Below are 16112 nucleotides of genomic sequence, written 5' to 3' on the forward strand. Positions count from 1 at the left end.
TCAGCGGGCGCGCATCCGGTTGTTGCGAGCGTCGTGGGTGAGTTCAGCCAGGCCGAGCTCCTCCAGCAGGGGAGAAGGTACATGCCGAACCGGCCGCGCCCCAGGCGTCGGTGGTCGGCTTGTTCTCGTCGGCGGCCCCTAGTTGCTCAGGGGTCGACGAGATCATTGGTGCGGATGTCGATCGGGAAGGGGACGTCCGACGTGAGGGTCTCGCCGTGCTTCGCGACCGCATGTTCGATGTAGTGGTCCCCGTCGAGCCGCAGCAGCCGGAGGGTGACCGCCTCGAAATCGGTGAAGTCCGGCTCGACGAGCAGGTACCACGGGATTCGCGCCTCGGCGTAGAAGAGCCGTTTCTGTCCGCGATCGGTAGCCGCGTTGCTCGGTGAAGTCACCTCGACGACCAGGACGGTCTCCGAGGGGTGGACGATTTTGGTGGCCCAGGGCTGCCTTCCCAGCGTGAGATCAGGAATGACAATTCGATCGGTGGCGAGCCGGAGGTTCGGCTCGGAGGCCCACCGAAGTCCCGCTTCGCGCGCCGCGACGGCGGTGGCGGTGACGAGGAGCAGCGCTATCCCGTTGTGAGCGGTGTTCGGCGATGGTCTTACCCGCAGCGCCCCGTCGATGAGCTCGACCCGGCCGTTGGTTTCACCCATCGCCCAGTATCCGGCTTCACCGGACCAGTGGGCGCGCGTCAGCACTGGTCCGCCAGAGGGCCGGGCTGGAGCAGGTCGGTCGTGTTGATCGCGAACGGGAAGGGGGCGTCGGACTTCAGTGTCTGGCCGAACTTCGCCGCGGCGTCCTTGACGTAGTGGTCGCCCGCGAGGCGGTGGAGCCGGAGCGACACCGACAGGTCGGAAAAGTCGGTTTCGACCAGGAGGTACCACTCGATTCCGGCCGCGGCGTAGAGGTGGGGCTTGAACGTCCGGTCGGCGACGGCGGAGCCGGGTGCGGTGACCTCGCCGATCAGGGGGATATCAGCGGCGTCGGTGACGAGGCGGGGCCGGTTGTCGGCCTTGGACACCACGAAGTCCGGATTCAGGATCGTATCGGGGGCGAGGCGAACATTGATCTGACGCACGGCGTCGAACCCGGTGTTCTCCGCGCCTGACCTGAGAGCCGTGACGACTCGGCTGACCACTTCCTGGTGGAGAGTGTTGTGGGGGGAGGGGCTGACCCAGAGAGCGCCGCGGACCAGCTCCACCAGGCTCGTGGTCTCGTCGAGGGCCAGGTATTCCTCTTCGGTCCAGGGTGGAACGTGGTCGAAGACAGGGTGGTTGAAAGTCACGCGCCAAGTGTCGCGCGACCAGTTGTCGTATGTCAACGTGGCACGGATAAAGTGGGGGAGCGGGCGGCGGCGGCCAGCTGGGCGGCTATCGCGGCGTGGTCGGCGGCTATCAGGCCGGCCGTTATCCGCAGGTGGGGTGGGCCGCCCGCCGGCAGGAAGGCGGATCCGGCGGCCGCGGCTATGCCCGCGCTGGCCAGGGTGATCAGGGCGGACTGCTCGTCGGCCACCGGGAGCCAGAGGTTCAGGCCGTCGCCGGCCGGCAGGTCGATGCCGGCCGCTCGCAGGCCCTCGACGACCAGGGCGCGGCGGCGGGCGTACTCCTCGCGGGCCCGGCCGACAGCGGCCACCGACGGCCCGTCGGTGAGCAGCTCGAGCAGTAGGTGTTGCAGCAGGCGGCTGGTCCAGCCCTGGCCCAGCAGACGGCGTTCCAGGACCGGGTCGAGGACCGAGGACGGGCCGCCGACCGCGGCCAGGCGCAGGTCGGGGCCGTGCGACTTGGAGAAGCTGCGGACGTGGATGGTCTGCCGGGGCAGGTGGGCGCCCAGCGAGAACAGCGGGCGGGAGGACACGTCGGCGTTCGAGTCGTCTTCCACGGCGTACAGCTGAGGGTTGCGGGCCAGCACCTCGGCGAGCCGGGCGGCCCGCTCGCCGGACCACGACGCGCCCGTGGGGTTCAGGGCCCGCGGCTGCAGGAAGACCGCGGTGGGGCGGGTGGACAGGGCGGCCGACAGGCGGGACGGCAGCATGCCCTCGTCGTCGGTGTCGACGCCGACCGGCTCGACGCCGAGCGCTTCGAGGAGATCCAGCAGCGGGGGGAAGCACGGATTTTCCACGATCGCGCGGTCACCGAGGCGTAACAAAGCCGAGGCAATCTGGTCTATCGCGTCCATCGCGCCGTCGAAGACGGCCAGGCGTTCGGGTGGGAACGGCCACGTCGATCGCAGCAGCGACGCCAGCGAGGGGAGGACCGGCTCGTCCAGGTAACTGGTGGGCGCGGGGGACAGGCCGGCCAGGGCCGGCAACTTCGGAAGGAGCGCAGGATCCGGTACGCCGGTGGAAAGGTCCAGCGTGAAGCCGGTCCGGCCGCGTAGCGCCGCGCGGTAGCGCCCCGGGCCGCTGGTGCGCGATTCGGCGATGACCGTGCCGCGGCGCCCGTCGGTCTGGATAGTTCCGGCCCGGCGCAGCAGTTGCCAGGCCGCACTGACCGTGGTGGGAGAGAGGTGCAGCTCGGCGGCCACGGCACGGACCGGGGGAAGCTTGGCTCCCGGCTCCAGAGTGCCCTCGCCGACGGCCCGGCCCACCGCCTCGGCCAGCCCCCGGGCGGATAGATCGGTGAGGTTGGATCGGACGGCCTCGAGCATTTTGTGACAGTACGTTTTAAGCATTGTTCGGTCTAGGGGTGTTACGTAATCTCGGCCTCATGATTCGTATCGCGCACTGGATCGGCGGCAAAGAGCACGCCGGCACGTCGGGCCGGGTCGGCCCCGTCTTCAACCCCGCCACCGGCCAGCAGACCGGCGAGGTCGACCTGGCGTCGGCCGCCGAGGTCGCCGACGCGGTCGCGGTGGCCAAGGAGGCCGGCGCGGCCTGGCGCTCGGCCTCGCTGTCGAAGCGGTCGGCGGTGCTGTTCAAGTTCCGGGAGCTGCTGGCCGCGAAGTCCGGTGAACTCGCCGCGGTCATCACCAGCGAGCACGGCAAGGTGCTCTCCGACGCGGCCGGCGAGGTGGCCCGGGGCCTGGAGAACGCCGAGTTCGCCACCGGCATCCCGCACCTGATGAAGGGCTCCTACTCGGAGCAGGCCTCGACCGGCGTGGACGTGTACTCGATCCGCCAGCCGCTCGGTGTCGTCGCCGGCATCACGCCGTTCAACTTCCCGGCCATGGTGCCGCTGTGGATGTGCACGACCGCCATCGCCTCGGGCAACGCGTTCGTGCTCAAGCCCAGTGAGAAGGACCCGTCGGCGGCGCTGTTCCTGGCGAACCTGTGGAAGGAGGCCGGCCTGCCGGACGGCGTCTTCACCGTCGTCAACGGCGACGTCGAGGCGGTCAACGCGCTGCTCACCCACCCGGACATCGCGGCGGTCAGCTTCGTCGGGTCGACCCCGGTGGCGAAGTACATCTACGAGACCGGCACCGCCAACGGCAAGCGGGTGCAGGCCCTGGGCGGCGCCAAGAACCACATGGTGGTGCTGCCGGACGCCGAGTTGGACGCCGCCGCCGACGCCGCGGTGAGCGCCGCCTACGGTTCGGCCGGCGAACGCTGCATGGCCGTCTCGATCGTCGTCGCCGTCGGCGAGATCGCCGACCCGCTGGTCGACGCGATCGCGGCCCGGCTGCCGAAGCTGAAGATCGGCGCGGGCACCGACCCCAACGCCGAGATGGGCCCGCTGATCAGCGCGGTGCACCGGGACAAGGTGGCCGGTTACGTGGCCGCCGGCGCGGAAGCCGGGGCGACGGTGGTCGCCGATGGGCGCGAGGCCGATCTGCCGGAGAACGGTTACTTCCTCGGCGTCACGCTGCTCGACAACGTCACCCCGGACATGGCCGTCTACACCGACGAGGTCTTCGGGCCGGTGCTCGGCGTGGTGCGGGTGGAGACGTACGCCGAGGCCCTTGCTCTGATCAATGACAACGAGTACGGCAACGGCACCGCCATCTTCACCCGGGACGGCGGCGCGGCCCGGCAGTTCCAGTTCGACGTGAACGTGGGCATGGTCGGCGTGAACGTGCCGATCCCGGTGCCGGTGGCCTACTACTCGTTCGGCGGCTGGAAGGCGTCGTTGTTCGGCGACACCCACATGTACGGCCCGGACGGCGTCCACTTCTTCACCCGGACGAAGGTCGTCACGTCGCGCTGGCCCGACCCGGGCACGTCTTCTGTTGACCTCGGCTTCCCGCAGACCCGATAAAAAGGTACATCTCATGTCTTCTACCGATGAGAGCGTGCGCGCCGACGACCGCGCCCACGTCTTCCACTCCTGGTCGGCCCAGGGCCTGATCAATCCGCTCCCGATCGCCGGGGCGGAGGGCAGCTACTTCTGGGACTACGAGGGCAAGCGCTACCTCGACTTCTCGTCGCAGCTCGTCAACATCAACATCGGGCACCAGCACCCGCGGCTGGTCGCGGCGATCCAGGAGCAGGCCGCCAAGCTGTGCACGATCCAGCCGGCCTTCGCCAACGACAAGCGCGGCGAGGCGGCCCGGCTGATCGCCGAGCTGGCCCCGGGCAGCCTGAACCAGGTGTTCTTCACCAACGGCGGCGCCGAGGCCAACGAGAACGCGATCCGGATGGCCCGCGGGCACACCGGGCGGCACAAGGTGCTGTCGACCTACCGTAGCTACCACGGCTCGACCGCCGCCGCGATCACGGCCACCGGCGATCCGCGCCGCTGGGCCAACGAGCCGGCCGCCGTCGGTGTCGTGCACTTCTGGGGCCCGTACCCGTATCGGTCGCCGTTCTATGCGCAGAGCCCGGAGCAGGAGACGCAGCGGGCGCTGCGGCACCTGCGGGACACCATCGTCTTCGAGGGGCCCGGCACCGTCGCCGCGGTGCTGATCGAGACCGTGGTCGGCACCAACGGCATCCTGGTGCCGCCGCCCGGCTACCTGGCCGGCGTGCGGGCGATCTGCGACGAGTTCGGCATCGTGTTCATCGCCGACGAGGTGATGGCGGGCTTCGGGCGCTGCGGCGAATGGTTCGCGGTCGACCGCTGGGGCGTCACCCCCGACCTGATCACCTTCGCCAAGGGGGTCAACTCCGGTTACCTGCCCCTGGGCGGCGTGGTCATCTCCGACGAGATCGCCGAGACGTTCCGGGAGCGGCCGTTCCCGGGTGGGCTCACCTACTCGGGGCACCCCCTCGCGTGTGCCTCGGCGGTCGCCTCCATCGAGATCTTCAAGGAGGAGGGGATCATCGAGCACGCCCGCGCGCTGGGCGACGATGTGATCGCTCCCGGCCTGGCCGAGCTGGCCGCGAAGCACCCCAGCGTCGGCGAGGTGCGTGGCCTCGGCGTGTTCTGGGCGATCGAACTGGTCCGGGACCGCTCGACGAAGGAACCGCTGGTGCCGTTCAACGCCTCCGGTGCGGCCGCGGGGCCGATGAACGAGGTCGCGGCGGCCGCCAAGGAACGGGGTCTCTGGCCGTTCACGCACTTCAACCGGGTGCACGTGGTGCCGCCCTGCACGGCCACCGCCGACGAGGTCCGCCAGGGGCTGTCGATCCTCGACGAGGCGCTCGACGTGGCCGACCGGTATTACACAGCCTGACGCGGGATTGCGTAGCTGCGAGGGGCGGTCAAACGCTGATTCCGTTTCGGTTTTGGAAATTACTTCGGATTCCCTTGTCTGAGGGCTTGCGCGTGTGACAGGGTCCTCCACGTCGATCTGTGGGGGCTGTCACAAGCGTCCAACCAGGAGGTCTACTCAGTGAGCACCGTTCGGCCAGAGCTGCGGAACTTCGTCGGTGGCGACTACGCCGGCACCGTGGACGGGGCGACGTCGGAGGTCGTCGACCCGAGCACGGGGGAGACGTATGCTCTGGCGCCGGTCTCCTCCGCTCACGACGTGGACGCGGCGATGACCTCGGCCGAGGCGGGCTTCGAGCTCTGGCGCGACGCCACCCCGGCCGAGCGGCAGCGGGCGCTGCTGCGGATCGCCGACGCGGTCGAGGCCCGAGCCGACGAGCTCATCGACGCCGAGTGCCGCAACACCGGCAAGCCGGTCGAGGCGACCCGGCAGGAGGAGATCGGGCCGATGCTCGACGAGCTGCGCTTCTTCGCCGGCGCGGCCCGCATCCTGGAAGGCAAGAGCGCGGGTGAGTACCTGCGCGACCACACCTCCTACGTCCGGCGCGAGCCGATCGGCGTGTGCGCGCAGATCACCCCGTGGAACTACCCGATGGTGATGGCCGTCTGGAAGTTCGCGCCGGCCATCGCGGCCGGCAACTCGGTGGTGCTCAAGCCCTCCGACACCACCCCGGTGAGCACTCTCCTGCTCGCCGAGATCGCCGCCGAGTTCCTGCCGGCCGGCGTGCTCAACGTGGTCTGCGGCGACCGGGACACCGGCCGGGCCGTTGTCGCCCATCCGGCGCCGCAGCTCGTCTCGATCACCGGCTCCACGCGAGCCGGGATGGAGGTCGCCGTGGCGGCGGCGGCCGACCTGAAGAAGGCCCACCTCGAACTGGGTGGGAAGGCGCCGGTGATCGTCTTCGACGACGTCGACATCCAGGCGACCGCCGAGGCGATCGCCGGCGCCGGCTACTTCAACGCCGGGCAGGACTGCACGGCCGCGACCCGGGTGCTGGTCCACTCGCGGATCGCCGCCGATTTCACCGCCGCGCTGGCTGCCTCCGCGAAAAACACGAAGGTCGGCGCTCCGTCCGACAAAGACGCGTTTTTCGGGCCGGTCAACAACGCCAATCAGCTGTCCCGCGTTCAGGGTTTCCTGGAACGTACGCCCGATTATGCGGAAATTGTCGCCGGCGGTAAGCGAATCGGTGACCGAGGTTATTTCCTCGAGCCGACGGTCGTAGCGGGCCTGAAACAGAACGACGAGATGATCCAGGACGAGGTCTTCGGCCCGGTCATCACGGTGCAGGAGTTCGACACCGAGGAAAAGGCGGTGCGCTGGGCCAACGACGTCCGCTTCGGCCTCTCCGCCAGCGTCTGGACGCAGAACCACGGCGTCGCGATGCGGGTCTCCCGCCGCCTCGATTTCGGCGCCGTCTGGATCAACACGCACCTGCCGTTCGTGTCGGAAATGCCGCACGGCGGCTACGGTCACTCGGGTTACGGCAAGGACCTATCAATGTACGGGTTCGAGGAGTACACCCGGATCAAGCACGTTATGAGTTACCTGGGCTGAGGCCCGTTGTACGTACGTCCCCCCGCGCAAAGAGGTACGACACGACATGACCACCCCTCAACCCGCCATCCGGTTCGCGGGCGTCCACAAGAACTACCTGTCGCACGGTGAGTCGGTGCCCGCGGTCAAGCGCATGGACCTGGCGATCGCGCAGGGCGAGTTCTTCTCGCTGCTCGGCCCGTCCGGCTGCGGCAAGACCACCACCATGCGGATGATCGCCGGGTTCGAGGAGCCGTCCGGCGGCAAGGTCTACCTCGACGGCAAGGACGTCACCGGTGTCGCGCCGAACAAGCGCGACGTCAACATGGTGTTCCAGTCGTACGCCCTCTTCCCCCACCTGAACACGTACCAGAACGTGGCCTTCGGTCTCGAGCGCAAGAAGGTCGGCAAGGCCGACATCAAGAAGCGCGTCGGCGAGATGCTCGAGATCGTCTCGCTGACCGGCATGGAGAAGCGCGCGCCCAAGGAGATGTCCGGCGGCCAGCAGCAGCGCGTCGCCCTGGCCCGGGCACTGGTCAACCACCCCCGCGCGCTGCTGCTCGACGAGCCGCTGGGTGCTCTCGACCTCAAGCTGCGCCAGCAGATGCAGATCGAGCTCAAGCGCATCCAGCGCGAGGTCGGCATCACCTTCGTCTACGTCACCCACGACCAGGGTGAGGCGCTGACGATGTCGGACCGGATCGCGGTCATGAACGCCGGTGTCATCGAGCAGCTCGGCTCACCGCGGGAGATCTACGAGCGGCCGGCGAGCCGGTTCGTGGCCGGCTTCATCGGCACGTCGAACCTGGTCGACGGGCACATCGAGCGGTGCGAGAACGGCCTCGCCGTGGTCGCCTACTCCGCGCAGGACCGGGTCGTGGTGCCGGTCGGCAGCGCGGCCCGGCCCGGCGACAAGATCGAGATCTCGGTGCGCCCGGAGAAGATCGACCTGCACCGCGGGGTGCCGCCGGTGTCCTCCACCGGGGGAAGTGTTCTTTCCGGTGTTGTCAACGAGGTTGTTTATCACGGAACTTCTACCAACTACACCGTAGCGACGGCTGCGGGCGCGGACTTTACTGTCTTCGATCAAAATGCTTCGAACGCCGATGATCTTGCAGATCGCGGCGATCGTGTCTTTCTGACCTGGGCCCCCCAGCACTCATACATGATCGGAGTCTGACGAGATGTCTGCGAATATTTCTGACCCGTCGTTCCTGCGCGGCATGACCCAGCGCCGCTTCGGCCGCCGGGACGCGCTTCGCCTCTCCGGTCTCGCGGGACTCGGTGCCGCCCTCGCCGCGTGTGGTGTGCAGGGCAAGGGCACCCCGGGCGCCAGCGCCGCCCCGGACGCCGTCGAGAAGTTCTGGGCCGGCAAGGCCCTGACCAAGCACGTCGACTTCGCCAACTGGCCGCTGTACATGGACCCGAAGAAGCCGGAGCTGAAGAAGTTCACCGCCGAGACCGGCATCTCGGTGAACTACCAGGAAGTCATCCAGGAGATGGGTCCCTGGTTCGCGAAGGTGCAGCCGCAACTCGCCGCGGGCCAGTCCATCGGGTACGACCTGATGGTCATCACCAACAGCTTCCAGTTCAGCCAGTTCCGCGACTCCGGCTTCCTGGCTCCGCTCGACCATTCGAAGCTGCCGAACTACACCAAGAACGCGGCCCCCGCGTACGCCAAGGAAGCCTTCGACCCGGGCAACGTCTACAGCGTGCCGTGGGCGTCCGGGATGACCGGCATCGCGTACGACAAGAAGAAGGTCGGCCGCACCCTGACCAAGCTGGCCGACCTGTGGGACCCGGCGTTCAAGGGCAAGGTCGGCATGTTCTCCGACACCCAGGAGCTGGGCAACTTCGGCCTGATGGCGCTCGGCATCGACCCGGCCAAGTCGACCATCGACGACTGGAAGAAGGCGGCCGACCACCTCAAGAAGCAGAAGAGCGACGGCATCGTCCGCAACTACTACGACCAGAGCTACGTCGACGCGCTGGGCAAGGGCGAGGTCTGGATCACCCAGGCCTGGTCCGGTGACATCTTCCAGAAGAACCTCTCGGACGGTACGGAGTTCGAGTTCTTCGTCCCGGAAGAGGGCGGCACGATCTGGACCGACAACTTCACGATCCCGATCACCGCGAAGGCCCCGCTCGACGCGATCACGCTGATCGACTACTTCTACAAGGTCGACATCTCCGCCACGCTGGCCGAGTACATCAACTACGTCGCCCCGGTGCCGGCCGCGCAGGAGCAGATCCGCAAGGACGCCGCCAAGCTCTCCGGCGACGACAAGACGGCGATGCTCGCGATCGCGGACAGCAAGCTGGTGTTCCCGACCGACGCGGAGTACTCGAAGCTGCACTACTACGTGTCCTTCGACACCGCCGAGGAGCAGCAGAACTACCAGAAGACCTTCGAACCGATCGTGCTGGGCTGATATGGACCGAGTAAAACGTAGGCTCGCGCCGTACCTTCTCATCCTGCCGGGCGGGCTGTGGCTGCTGCTGTTCTTCGCCGTCCCGATGATCGCGATGCTCTCGCTGTCGCTGCAGCAGGGTGACGTCGTCAACGGTTACCGCTTCACGTTCCACTGGCAGAACTACACCGAGGCGATCGAGGCCTACAACAGCCAGCTGATCCGGTCCCTGATCTACGGCGCGATCGCCACGGTCATCCTGATCGTCCTGGCCTTCCCGGTGGCGTACTACATCGCGTTCTACGGCGGCAAGCGCAAACCGACGTACCTCTTCCTTCTGCTTCTTCCGTTCTTCGTGTCGTTCGTGCTGCGGACGATCTCGTGGCGGCAGATCCTGACGGACGAAGGACCGGTGCTGGGACCGCTCAAGGACCTCGGTCTACTGTCCGATTCGTACCATATTTTGGGTACGGCGCCGGCGGTCATCGGCGGCCTGGTCTACAACTTCCTGCCGTTCATGGTGCTGCCGATCTACGTGGCCCTCGAGCGGATCGACCCCCGGGTCGTGGAGGCGGCGCGTGACCTGTACGCGAACCCGGCCACCTCGTTCCGCAAGGTGATCTTCCCGCTCGCGCTGCCCGGTGTGTTCGCCGGCGTGCTGATGTCGTTCGTGCCGGTCAGCGCGGACTACGTCAACTCGGAGGTCCTCGGCAGTTCGTCGACCACGATGATCGGCCAGGTGATCCAGGCGCAGTACCTGGTCAACTCGGACTATCCGACGGCGTCGGCGCTCTCGTTCATCCTGATGGCGGTGCTGCTGATCGGCATCTTCGCCTACGCCCGGGCGCTGGGCACCGAGGACGTTATGAAGGTGGCGGCCCGATGAGCCAGGCTGTTCTCGATCGCCCGACCGAAACCAAGTCGCACGCGGCGAAGCCGAAGCGCCGCATCGGCGGCAAGTCGCTTCTGTTCATCTACACCTGGCTGGTGATCATCTGGCTGGTCGTGCCCATCTTCGTGATGATCGCGTTCAGCTTCAACGACACCAAGGGCCGCTACAACCAGGAGTGGCAGGGCTTCACCTTCAAGTGGTACGGAAAGGTCTTCGAGATCGAAGATCTGACCAAGGCGCTGTGGACCTCCCTGGCCATCGCGGTGATCTCCAGCATCATCTCCGGCGCCCTGGGCACCGGCATCGGCTACGCACTCGGCCGCTACCGGTTCCGCGGCTCCGGCACGCTGAACATCATCATGTTCGCCACCATCTCGTCGCCCGAGCTGATCATGGGTGCGTCCCTGCTCAGCCTGTTCGTCTCGCTCGCGCTCGGCCTCGGCGCGGTGACGATCACGATCGCGCACGTGATGTTCTCCATCTCGTTCGTCGCGACCATCGTCCGGGCCCGGGTGGTCACGCTCGACCGGTCCATCGAGGAGGCGGCCGCCGACCTGGGCGCCACCGGCTGGACCACGTTCTGGAAGGTGACGTTCCCGATCATCCTGCCGGCGGTCTTCTCCGGCGTGCTGCTCGCGTTCGCGCTCTCCATCGACGACTTCGTCGTCACCAACTTCACCGCGGGAAGCACCACCACGTTCCCGCTGTGGATCTGGGGCTCCACCCGCGTCGGCCTGCCCCCGCAGGTCAACGTGATGGGCACCCTGATCTTCGCGGCCGGCGTCCTGATCGCCGTCGTGACCAACATTCGCTCCAGGCAAGGTAAGCGGGATTGATAACTCGTGGGTTCGCCCGTGTTCCATCTGAAAGACGCGATTCCTGAGCCGTTCTGGCTCACCCAGGCGGGGGCTCCGGCCCCCGCCGACCCGCTCGACGGCGTCACCACCGCGGACCTCGCGGTGGTGGGCGCCGGGTACAGCGGCCTGTGGACCGCCCTGATCGCCAAGGAGCGGAACCCCTCACTCGACGTCGTGATCGTCGAGGCGGGCACGGCCGGCTGGGCCGCCTCGGGCCGCAACGGCGGCTTCTGCGCCGCCAGCATCACCCACGGCTTCGACAACGGCATGTCCCGCTTCCCCGACGAGATGGACACCCTCCTGCGCCTCGGCCAGGAAAATCTCGACGAGATCGGCGCGGCCGTCGATCGCTACGCCATCGACTGCGACTTTCACCGCTCCGGCGAGTTGCACGTGGCCACCGAGGAATGGCAGTGGCGCGAGCTGCAGGCCGGCTTCGCCGCCGAGGCGGCGCACGGTCTGGACGTGGAACTTCTGGACCGGGACGCGGTGCGCGCGGAGGTCGACTCACCCACCTACCGGGGTGCGGTTCTCGACCGTACGGGCTGCGCGCTCGTCGACCCGGCCCGGCTGGCCTGGGGCCTGCGGCAGGCGTGCCTCTCGCTCGGCGTCCGGATCTACGAGAACTCGCCGGTGCAGCGGGTGGCCGCCTCCTCCGCGGCACTGACCCTGCACACCTGGCGCGGCTCGGTGCGGGCCCGCCAGGTGGTCCTGGCCACCGGCGCGCACGGCCGGCTGCTCAAGCGCCTGCAGCAGTTCATCGTGCCGGTCTACGACTACGCGCTGATGACCGAGCCGCTCTCCGAGGCGCAGCTGGCCGCGATCGGCTGGCGTAACCGGCAGGGCATCGGCGACTCCGGCAACCAATTCCACTACTACCGGCTGACGGCCGACAACCGCATCCTGTGGGGCGGCTACGACGCCGTCTACTTCAACGGCGGCCGGATCGAACCCTCGCACGACCAGCGCGAGTCGACCTTCAAGGTCCTGGCCGACCACTTCGCGACCACGTTCCCACAGCTGGAGGGGTTGCGCTTCACCAACAAGTGGGGCGGCGTGATCGACTGCTGCAGCCGCTTCAGCGCGTTCTTCGGCACGGCCCACGGCGGCCGCCTGGCCTACGCGGCCGGCTACACCGGCCTGGGCGTGGGCGCGACCCGCTTCGGCGCCAAGGTCATGCTCGACCTGCTCGCCGGCGCACCGACCGAGTTGACCAGGCTGAAGATGGTCCGCTCCAAGCCGGTCCCGTTCCCGCCCGAGCCGGTGCGCAGCGGCGTCATCCAGCTGACCCGCTGGTCGATCGCCCGAGCCGACGCCAACCAGGGCAGGCGAAACCTCTGGCTGCGCACCCTGGACGCGATGGGCCTGGGCTTCGACTCCTGATCCTTCCCCGGCCCGAACTTGTCGATTTGGGGTACGTGCCGCCTCGGAAATCGACAAGATCGCGGAATGGAGGGTGTTCGGGATGACGCACGGCGCAACCGCGAGCGGATCCTCGAGGTCGCCCGGGTCGCGGTGCGGGAGCAGGGTACGCAGACCTCGTTGCGGGAGATCGCGCGGCGGGCCGAGGTCGGGATGGGCACCCTCTACCGGCATTTCCCCAGCCGGGAGGCGCTGCTGGACCAGCTGACGCACCGCCGGTTCGACCATCTCGGCAAGCGGGCCGCGCAACTGGCGAACGCCGCGGACCCGGCCGGTGCCCTGACCGCGTGGCTCACCGAGTTCGCGTACGGCTGTGCGGCGTACCGCGGCCTGCCGGACGAGATCCTCGCGACGTTCGCCGACGAGACCTCGTCCCTGCATCCGGCCTGCGTCGATCTGCAGAACGCCGTACAACGGCTGCTGACGGCCGCGCAGGCGGCCGGCGCGATTCGCCCCGACCTCACCGCCGGCGAGCTGTTCGCCCTGGTCGCCGCGGTCGCCTGGATCGCCGAGCAGGCACCCATCGCCCGGGAGCGCCTGCTCGACCTGATCCTTTCCGGGCTCGAGCAACCCGCCCGCTGACCCGCTGGCCCGATCAGAGATCGATGCCGGTCAGCACCATCACCCGGGGCTCGGTGTAGTCGTCCATGGCGCTGGCGACGCCCTCGCGACCGGAGCCGGAGCCCTTCACGCCGCCGTACGGCATCTGGTCGGCCCGGAAGCTCGGGACGTCGCCGATGATCACGCCGCCCACGGTGAGCCGGCGGTGGGCCCGGAAGGCCAGATCCAGGCGGCGGGTGAAGACCCCGGCCTGCAGACCGAAGGCCGAGTCGTCGATCGCGGCCAGGCCGGCCTCGTCGTCGTCGACCACGGTGAGCACCAGGACCGGGCCGAAGACCTCGTCGGCGCACACCTTCGCGTCGGCCGGCACATCGGTCAGGACGGTGGGGGCGACGGTCGTGCCGGAGCGGGTGCCGCCGGTCAGGATCCGGCCGCCCTTGGTGACCGCCTCGGCGATCCAGTCCTCGATGCGCCGGGCCGCGTCCGCGTTGACCACCGGGCCGACGTCGGTGGCCTCGTCGCGCGGGTCGCCGGTGCGCAGGGCCTCGACCGCGGCGATCAGCCTGGGCGTGAACGCCGCGGCGTGGTCGCGGTGCACGAAGACGCGCTGGACGGCGATACAGCTCTGGCCGGCCTGGTAGTTGGCGAACGTGGCGATCCGCCGGGCGGCGAAGTCCAGGTCGTCCCAGTCCCGGGCGATCAGGGCGGCCGCGTTGCCGCCCAGCTCCAGGGTCACGTGCTTCTGCGGCACGGCCGCGCGGATCCCGGCGCCCACCGGGCCGGAACCGGTGAACGACACGACCGGCAGGCGCGGGTCGGCGACCAGGGCGGCGGCCCGGTCGTTCGGGATCGGCAGGACCGAGAACATGCCGTACGGCAGGTCCAGGCCGGCCATGATCTCGCCGAGCAGCAACGCCGTCAGCGGAGTGGCGGGGGCCGGCTTCACGATGATCGGCGCACCGACCGCCAGCGCGGGCGCCACCTTGTGGGCGACCAGGTTCAGCGGGAAGTTGAACGGGGCGATGCCCAGCACCGGGCCGCGCGGCACCCGGCGGATCAGCGCGATCCGGCCGGCCGCCGACGGGTCGGTGTCCAGGCGCTGCAGGTCGCCGGAGAAGCGGCGGGCCTCCTCGGCCGCCCAGCGGAACGTGCTCACCGCGCGGGCCACCTCGGCGCGGGCCCACTTGAGCGGTTTGCCGTTCTCGGCGGTGATCAGCTGAGCGAACTCCTCGCCGCGGAGCCTGATCCGCGTACTGATCTCGTCGAGCGCGCCGGCCCGGTCGGCCGCGCTCAGCGCGGCGGCCGGTCCGGTCGCGGCAAATGCGGCGGCAACCGCCTCTTCGACCTGTTCCTCCGTGGCGAGTGAGGTCGCACCGACCACCGACGTGTCGAATGGGTGACGGACCGTGAGGTTTTCCGGACCGACCGTCGGGCGGCCGGCGACGTAGAAGGGGATCACCGCGGCAGCGTAACCGAGTTACCAGCGCGGAAATAGTTGTCCTGGCTCTTGCAAACGACGGAATCAGTGAAATGATCGGGGTTCAAAGCTTGAAGGAGTTGAGACATGGCGTCCTCCGACGACCTGCACCGGCGCCGGAGCTCAGCGGTGGCACGCGGGGTCAGCAGCATGATCCCGGCCTACGTGAGCAGCGCGGGCGGCGGCACGATGACCGATGTGGACGGACGCGAGTGGATCGACTTCGCGGCCGGCATCGCGGTCACCAACGTCGGCAACAGCGCGCCCAAGGTGGTCGCCGCGATCAAGGAGCAGGCCGAGCGGTTCACCCACACCTGTTTCATGATCGCCCCCTACGAGCAGTACGTCGCGGTCTGCGAGGAACTGGCCGCGCTCACCCCGGGTGACTTCGAGAAGCGGTCGGCGCTGTTCAACTCCGGCGCCGAGGCGGTGGAAAATGCCGTGAAGATCGCCCGGCACGCGACCGGGCGGCAGGCGATCGTCGTGTTCGACCACGCGTACCACGGCCGCACCAACCTGACGATGGCGCTGACCGCCAAGGTGATGCCGTACAAGCAGGGGTTCGGGCCGTTCGCCCCGGAGATCTACCGCGTTCCGATGTCCTATCCGTTCCGCGACGGCGGTCGGGACGGCGCGCAGGCCGCCGCGTACGCCACCGGTCAGATCGAGAAGCACGTCGGCGCGAGCAATGTCGCCGCGGTCCTGATCGAGCCCGTTCAGGGCGAGGGTGGTTTCGTCGTGCCCGCCGCCGGCTTCCTGCCGGCGCTCGCCGCCTGGAGCAAGCAGGCCGGCGCGGTGTTCATCGCCGACGAGATCCAGACCGGCTTCTGCCGCACCGGCTCCTGGTTCGCCAGCGAGGACGAGGGCATCGAACCCGACCTGATCACCACGGCCAAGGGCATCGCCGGGGGTCTGCCGCTGGCCGCGGTCACCGGCCGCGCCGAACTGATGGACGCGGTGCACCCGGGCGGCCTCGGCGGCACCTACGGCGGCAACCCGATCGCCTGCGCGGCCGCCCTCGCCAGCATCGAGACCATGCGTGAACTCGACCTGGCCAGTGCGGCCCGGCACATCGAGTCGGTGGCCCGGCCCCGCCTCGAAGCCCTCGCCGCCAAGCACCCGATCATCGGCGAGATCCGCGGCCGCGGCGCCATGCTCGCCGTCGAACTCGTCGTCCCCGGCTCGATCGAACCGGACGCCGCCGCCACCGCCGCGGTCGCCAAGGCCGCGCACGAGTCCGGGCTGCTGCTGCTCACCTGCGGCACCTACGGCAACGTGATCCGGCTGCTGCCACCGCTGATCATCAGCGACGACGAGCTCGACCGCGGGCTCACCCTTCTCGAACAAGCTTTCGCCACCCTCTGAGC

The 16112-nt window shown here is 68.8% G+C and carries 15 protein-coding genes; 10 read left to right on the top strand and 5 right to left on the bottom strand.

What is annotated here, in order from left to right; genetic code table 11:
* The 4 genes from Ato02nite_RS53085 to Ato02nite_RS27560 form a co-directional block, all read right to left on the bottom strand.
* Window positions 1-69 (bottom strand): DUF6855 family protein, encoded by a 69-nt coding sequence (locus Ato02nite_RS53085; protein WP_369076928.1) that lies wholly within the window; start codon window positions 67-69, stop codon window positions 1-3.
* Window positions 70-146: 77 nt separating this feature from the next.
* A complete protein-coding gene (locus Ato02nite_RS27550; protein WP_246607461.1) occupies window positions 147-698 on the bottom strand; it encodes a Uma2 family endonuclease in 552 nt (183 codons plus the stop codon).
* Window positions 692-1321 (bottom strand): Uma2 family endonuclease, encoded by a 630-nt coding sequence (locus Ato02nite_RS27555; protein WP_246607462.1) that lies wholly within the window; start codon window positions 1319-1321, stop codon window positions 692-694. Before Ato02nite_RS27555 ends, Ato02nite_RS27550 begins: the two co-directional genes overlap by 7 nt.
* Window positions 1318-2646 (bottom strand): GntR family transcriptional regulator, encoded by a 1329-nt coding sequence (locus Ato02nite_RS27560; RefSeq protein ID WP_213009536.1) that lies wholly within the window; start codon window positions 2644-2646, stop codon window positions 1318-1320. The genes Ato02nite_RS27555 and Ato02nite_RS27560 overlap by 4 nt, the downstream gene beginning before the upstream one ends.
* Before the next feature lie 59 nt (window positions 2647-2705).
* Here Ato02nite_RS27560 and Ato02nite_RS27565 point away from each other — a divergent pair, with 59 nt between their 5' ends.
* The 9 genes from Ato02nite_RS27565 (at window position 2706) to Ato02nite_RS27605 (ending at window position 13289) form a co-directional block, all read left to right on the top strand.
* The gene (locus Ato02nite_RS27565) at window positions 2706-4193 is read left to right on the top strand and encodes a CoA-acylating methylmalonate-semialdehyde dehydrogenase (RefSeq protein ID WP_213009537.1); all 1488 of its coding nucleotides are present in this window, start codon (window positions 2706-2708) and stop codon (window positions 4191-4193) included.
* A 13-nt stretch (window positions 4194-4206) separates the two neighbouring features.
* Entirely contained in the window at window positions 4207-5550 is a 1344-nt protein-coding gene (locus tag Ato02nite_RS27570) for an aspartate aminotransferase family protein (RefSeq protein WP_213009538.1), read from the top strand.
* 159 nt (window positions 5551-5709) lie between these two features.
* Window positions 5710-7146 (top strand): gamma-aminobutyraldehyde dehydrogenase, encoded by a 1437-nt coding sequence (locus Ato02nite_RS27575; RefSeq protein WP_246607463.1) that lies wholly within the window; start codon window positions 5710-5712, stop codon window positions 7144-7146.
* A 46-nt stretch (window positions 7147-7192) separates the two neighbouring features.
* Window positions 7193-8305, top strand: coding sequence for an ABC transporter ATP-binding protein (locus Ato02nite_RS27580; protein WP_213009539.1), 1113 nt, complete (start codon window positions 7193-7195; stop codon window positions 8303-8305).
* 4 nt (window positions 8306-8309) lie between these two features.
* On the top strand, window positions 8310-9557 hold the full coding sequence (locus tag Ato02nite_RS27585) for a polyamine ABC transporter substrate-binding protein (protein ID WP_246607464.1): 1248 nt from the start codon (window positions 8310-8312) through the stop codon (window positions 9555-9557).
* A gap of 1 nt (window position 9558) precedes the next feature.
* The gene (locus tag Ato02nite_RS27590) at window positions 9559-10422 is read left to right on the top strand and encodes an ABC transporter permease (RefSeq protein ID WP_213009540.1); all 864 of its coding nucleotides are present in this window, start codon (window positions 9559-9561) and stop codon (window positions 10420-10422) included.
* Window positions 10419-11264 carry an ABC transporter permease gene (locus tag Ato02nite_RS27595; RefSeq protein ID WP_213009541.1) on the top strand — a complete coding sequence of 282 codons (846 nt, stop codon included), beginning with the start codon at window positions 10419-10421 and terminating at the stop codon, window positions 11262-11264. Before Ato02nite_RS27590 ends, Ato02nite_RS27595 begins: the two co-directional genes overlap by 4 nt.
* A gap of 18 nt (window positions 11265-11282) precedes the next feature.
* Entirely contained in the window at window positions 11283-12668 is a 1386-nt protein-coding gene (locus Ato02nite_RS27600; protein ID WP_213009542.1) for an NAD(P)/FAD-dependent oxidoreductase, read from the top strand.
* A gap of 66 nt (window positions 12669-12734) precedes the next feature.
* Window positions 12735-13289, top strand: coding sequence for a TetR/AcrR family transcriptional regulator (locus Ato02nite_RS27605; protein WP_213009543.1), 555 nt, complete (start codon window positions 12735-12737; stop codon window positions 13287-13289).
* 13 nt (window positions 13290-13302) lie between these two features.
* Here Ato02nite_RS27605 and Ato02nite_RS27610 read toward each other — a convergent pair whose 3' ends face one another.
* Window positions 13303-14727: an aldehyde dehydrogenase family protein gene (locus tag Ato02nite_RS27610; protein WP_213009544.1), complete on the bottom strand. Its 1425-nt coding sequence runs from the start codon at window positions 14725-14727 to the stop codon at window positions 13303-13305.
* Window positions 14728-14832: 105 nt separating this feature from the next.
* On the opposite strand from Ato02nite_RS27610, the gene gabT reads away from it, so the two are divergent.
* Window positions 14833-16110 carry a 4-aminobutyrate--2-oxoglutarate transaminase gene (gabT, locus tag Ato02nite_RS27615; RefSeq protein WP_213009545.1) on the top strand — a complete coding sequence of 426 codons (1278 nt, stop codon included), beginning with the start codon at window positions 14833-14835 and terminating at the stop codon, window positions 16108-16110.
* Window positions 16111-16112: the final 2 nt, after the last annotated feature.

It is taken from the genome of Paractinoplanes toevensis (assembly GCF_018332695.1).
In the GTDB taxonomy this organism is placed as follows: Bacteria; Actinomycetota; Actinomycetes; order Mycobacteriales; family Micromonosporaceae; genus Actinoplanes; species Actinoplanes toevensis.

Excerpts from the sequence above, each read along its gene's own strand:
- Ato02nite_RS27560 (WP_213009536.1), bottom strand. The coding sequence starts at position 2,646 with ATGCTCGAGGCCGTCCGATCCAACCTCACCGATCTATCCGCCCGGGGG.
- Ato02nite_RS27565 (WP_213009537.1), top strand. The coding sequence starts at position 2,706 with ATGATTCGTATCGCGCACTGGATCGGCGGCAAAGAGCACGCCGGCACG.
- Ato02nite_RS27570 (WP_213009538.1), top strand. The coding sequence starts at position 4,207 with ATGTCTTCTACCGATGAGAGCGTGCGCGCCGACGACCGCGCCCACGTC.
- Ato02nite_RS27580 (WP_213009539.1), top strand. The coding sequence starts at position 7,193 with ATGACCACCCCTCAACCCGCCATCCGGTTCGCGGGCGTCCACAAGAAC.
- Ato02nite_RS27585 (WP_246607464.1), top strand. The coding sequence starts at position 8,310 with ATGTCTGCGAATATTTCTGACCCGTCGTTCCTGCGCGGCATGACCCAG.
- Ato02nite_RS27590 (WP_213009540.1), top strand. The coding sequence starts at position 9,559 with ATGGACCGAGTAAAACGTAGGCTCGCGCCGTACCTTCTCATCCTGCCG.
- Ato02nite_RS27595 (WP_213009541.1), top strand. The coding sequence starts at position 10,419 with ATGAGCCAGGCTGTTCTCGATCGCCCGACCGAAACCAAGTCGCACGCG.
- Ato02nite_RS27605 (WP_213009543.1), top strand. The coding sequence starts at position 12,735 with ATGGAGGGTGTTCGGGATGACGCACGGCGCAACCGCGAGCGGATCCTC.
- gabT (WP_213009545.1), top strand. The coding sequence starts at position 14,833 with ATGGCGTCCTCCGACGACCTGCACCGGCGCCGGAGCTCAGCGGTGGCA.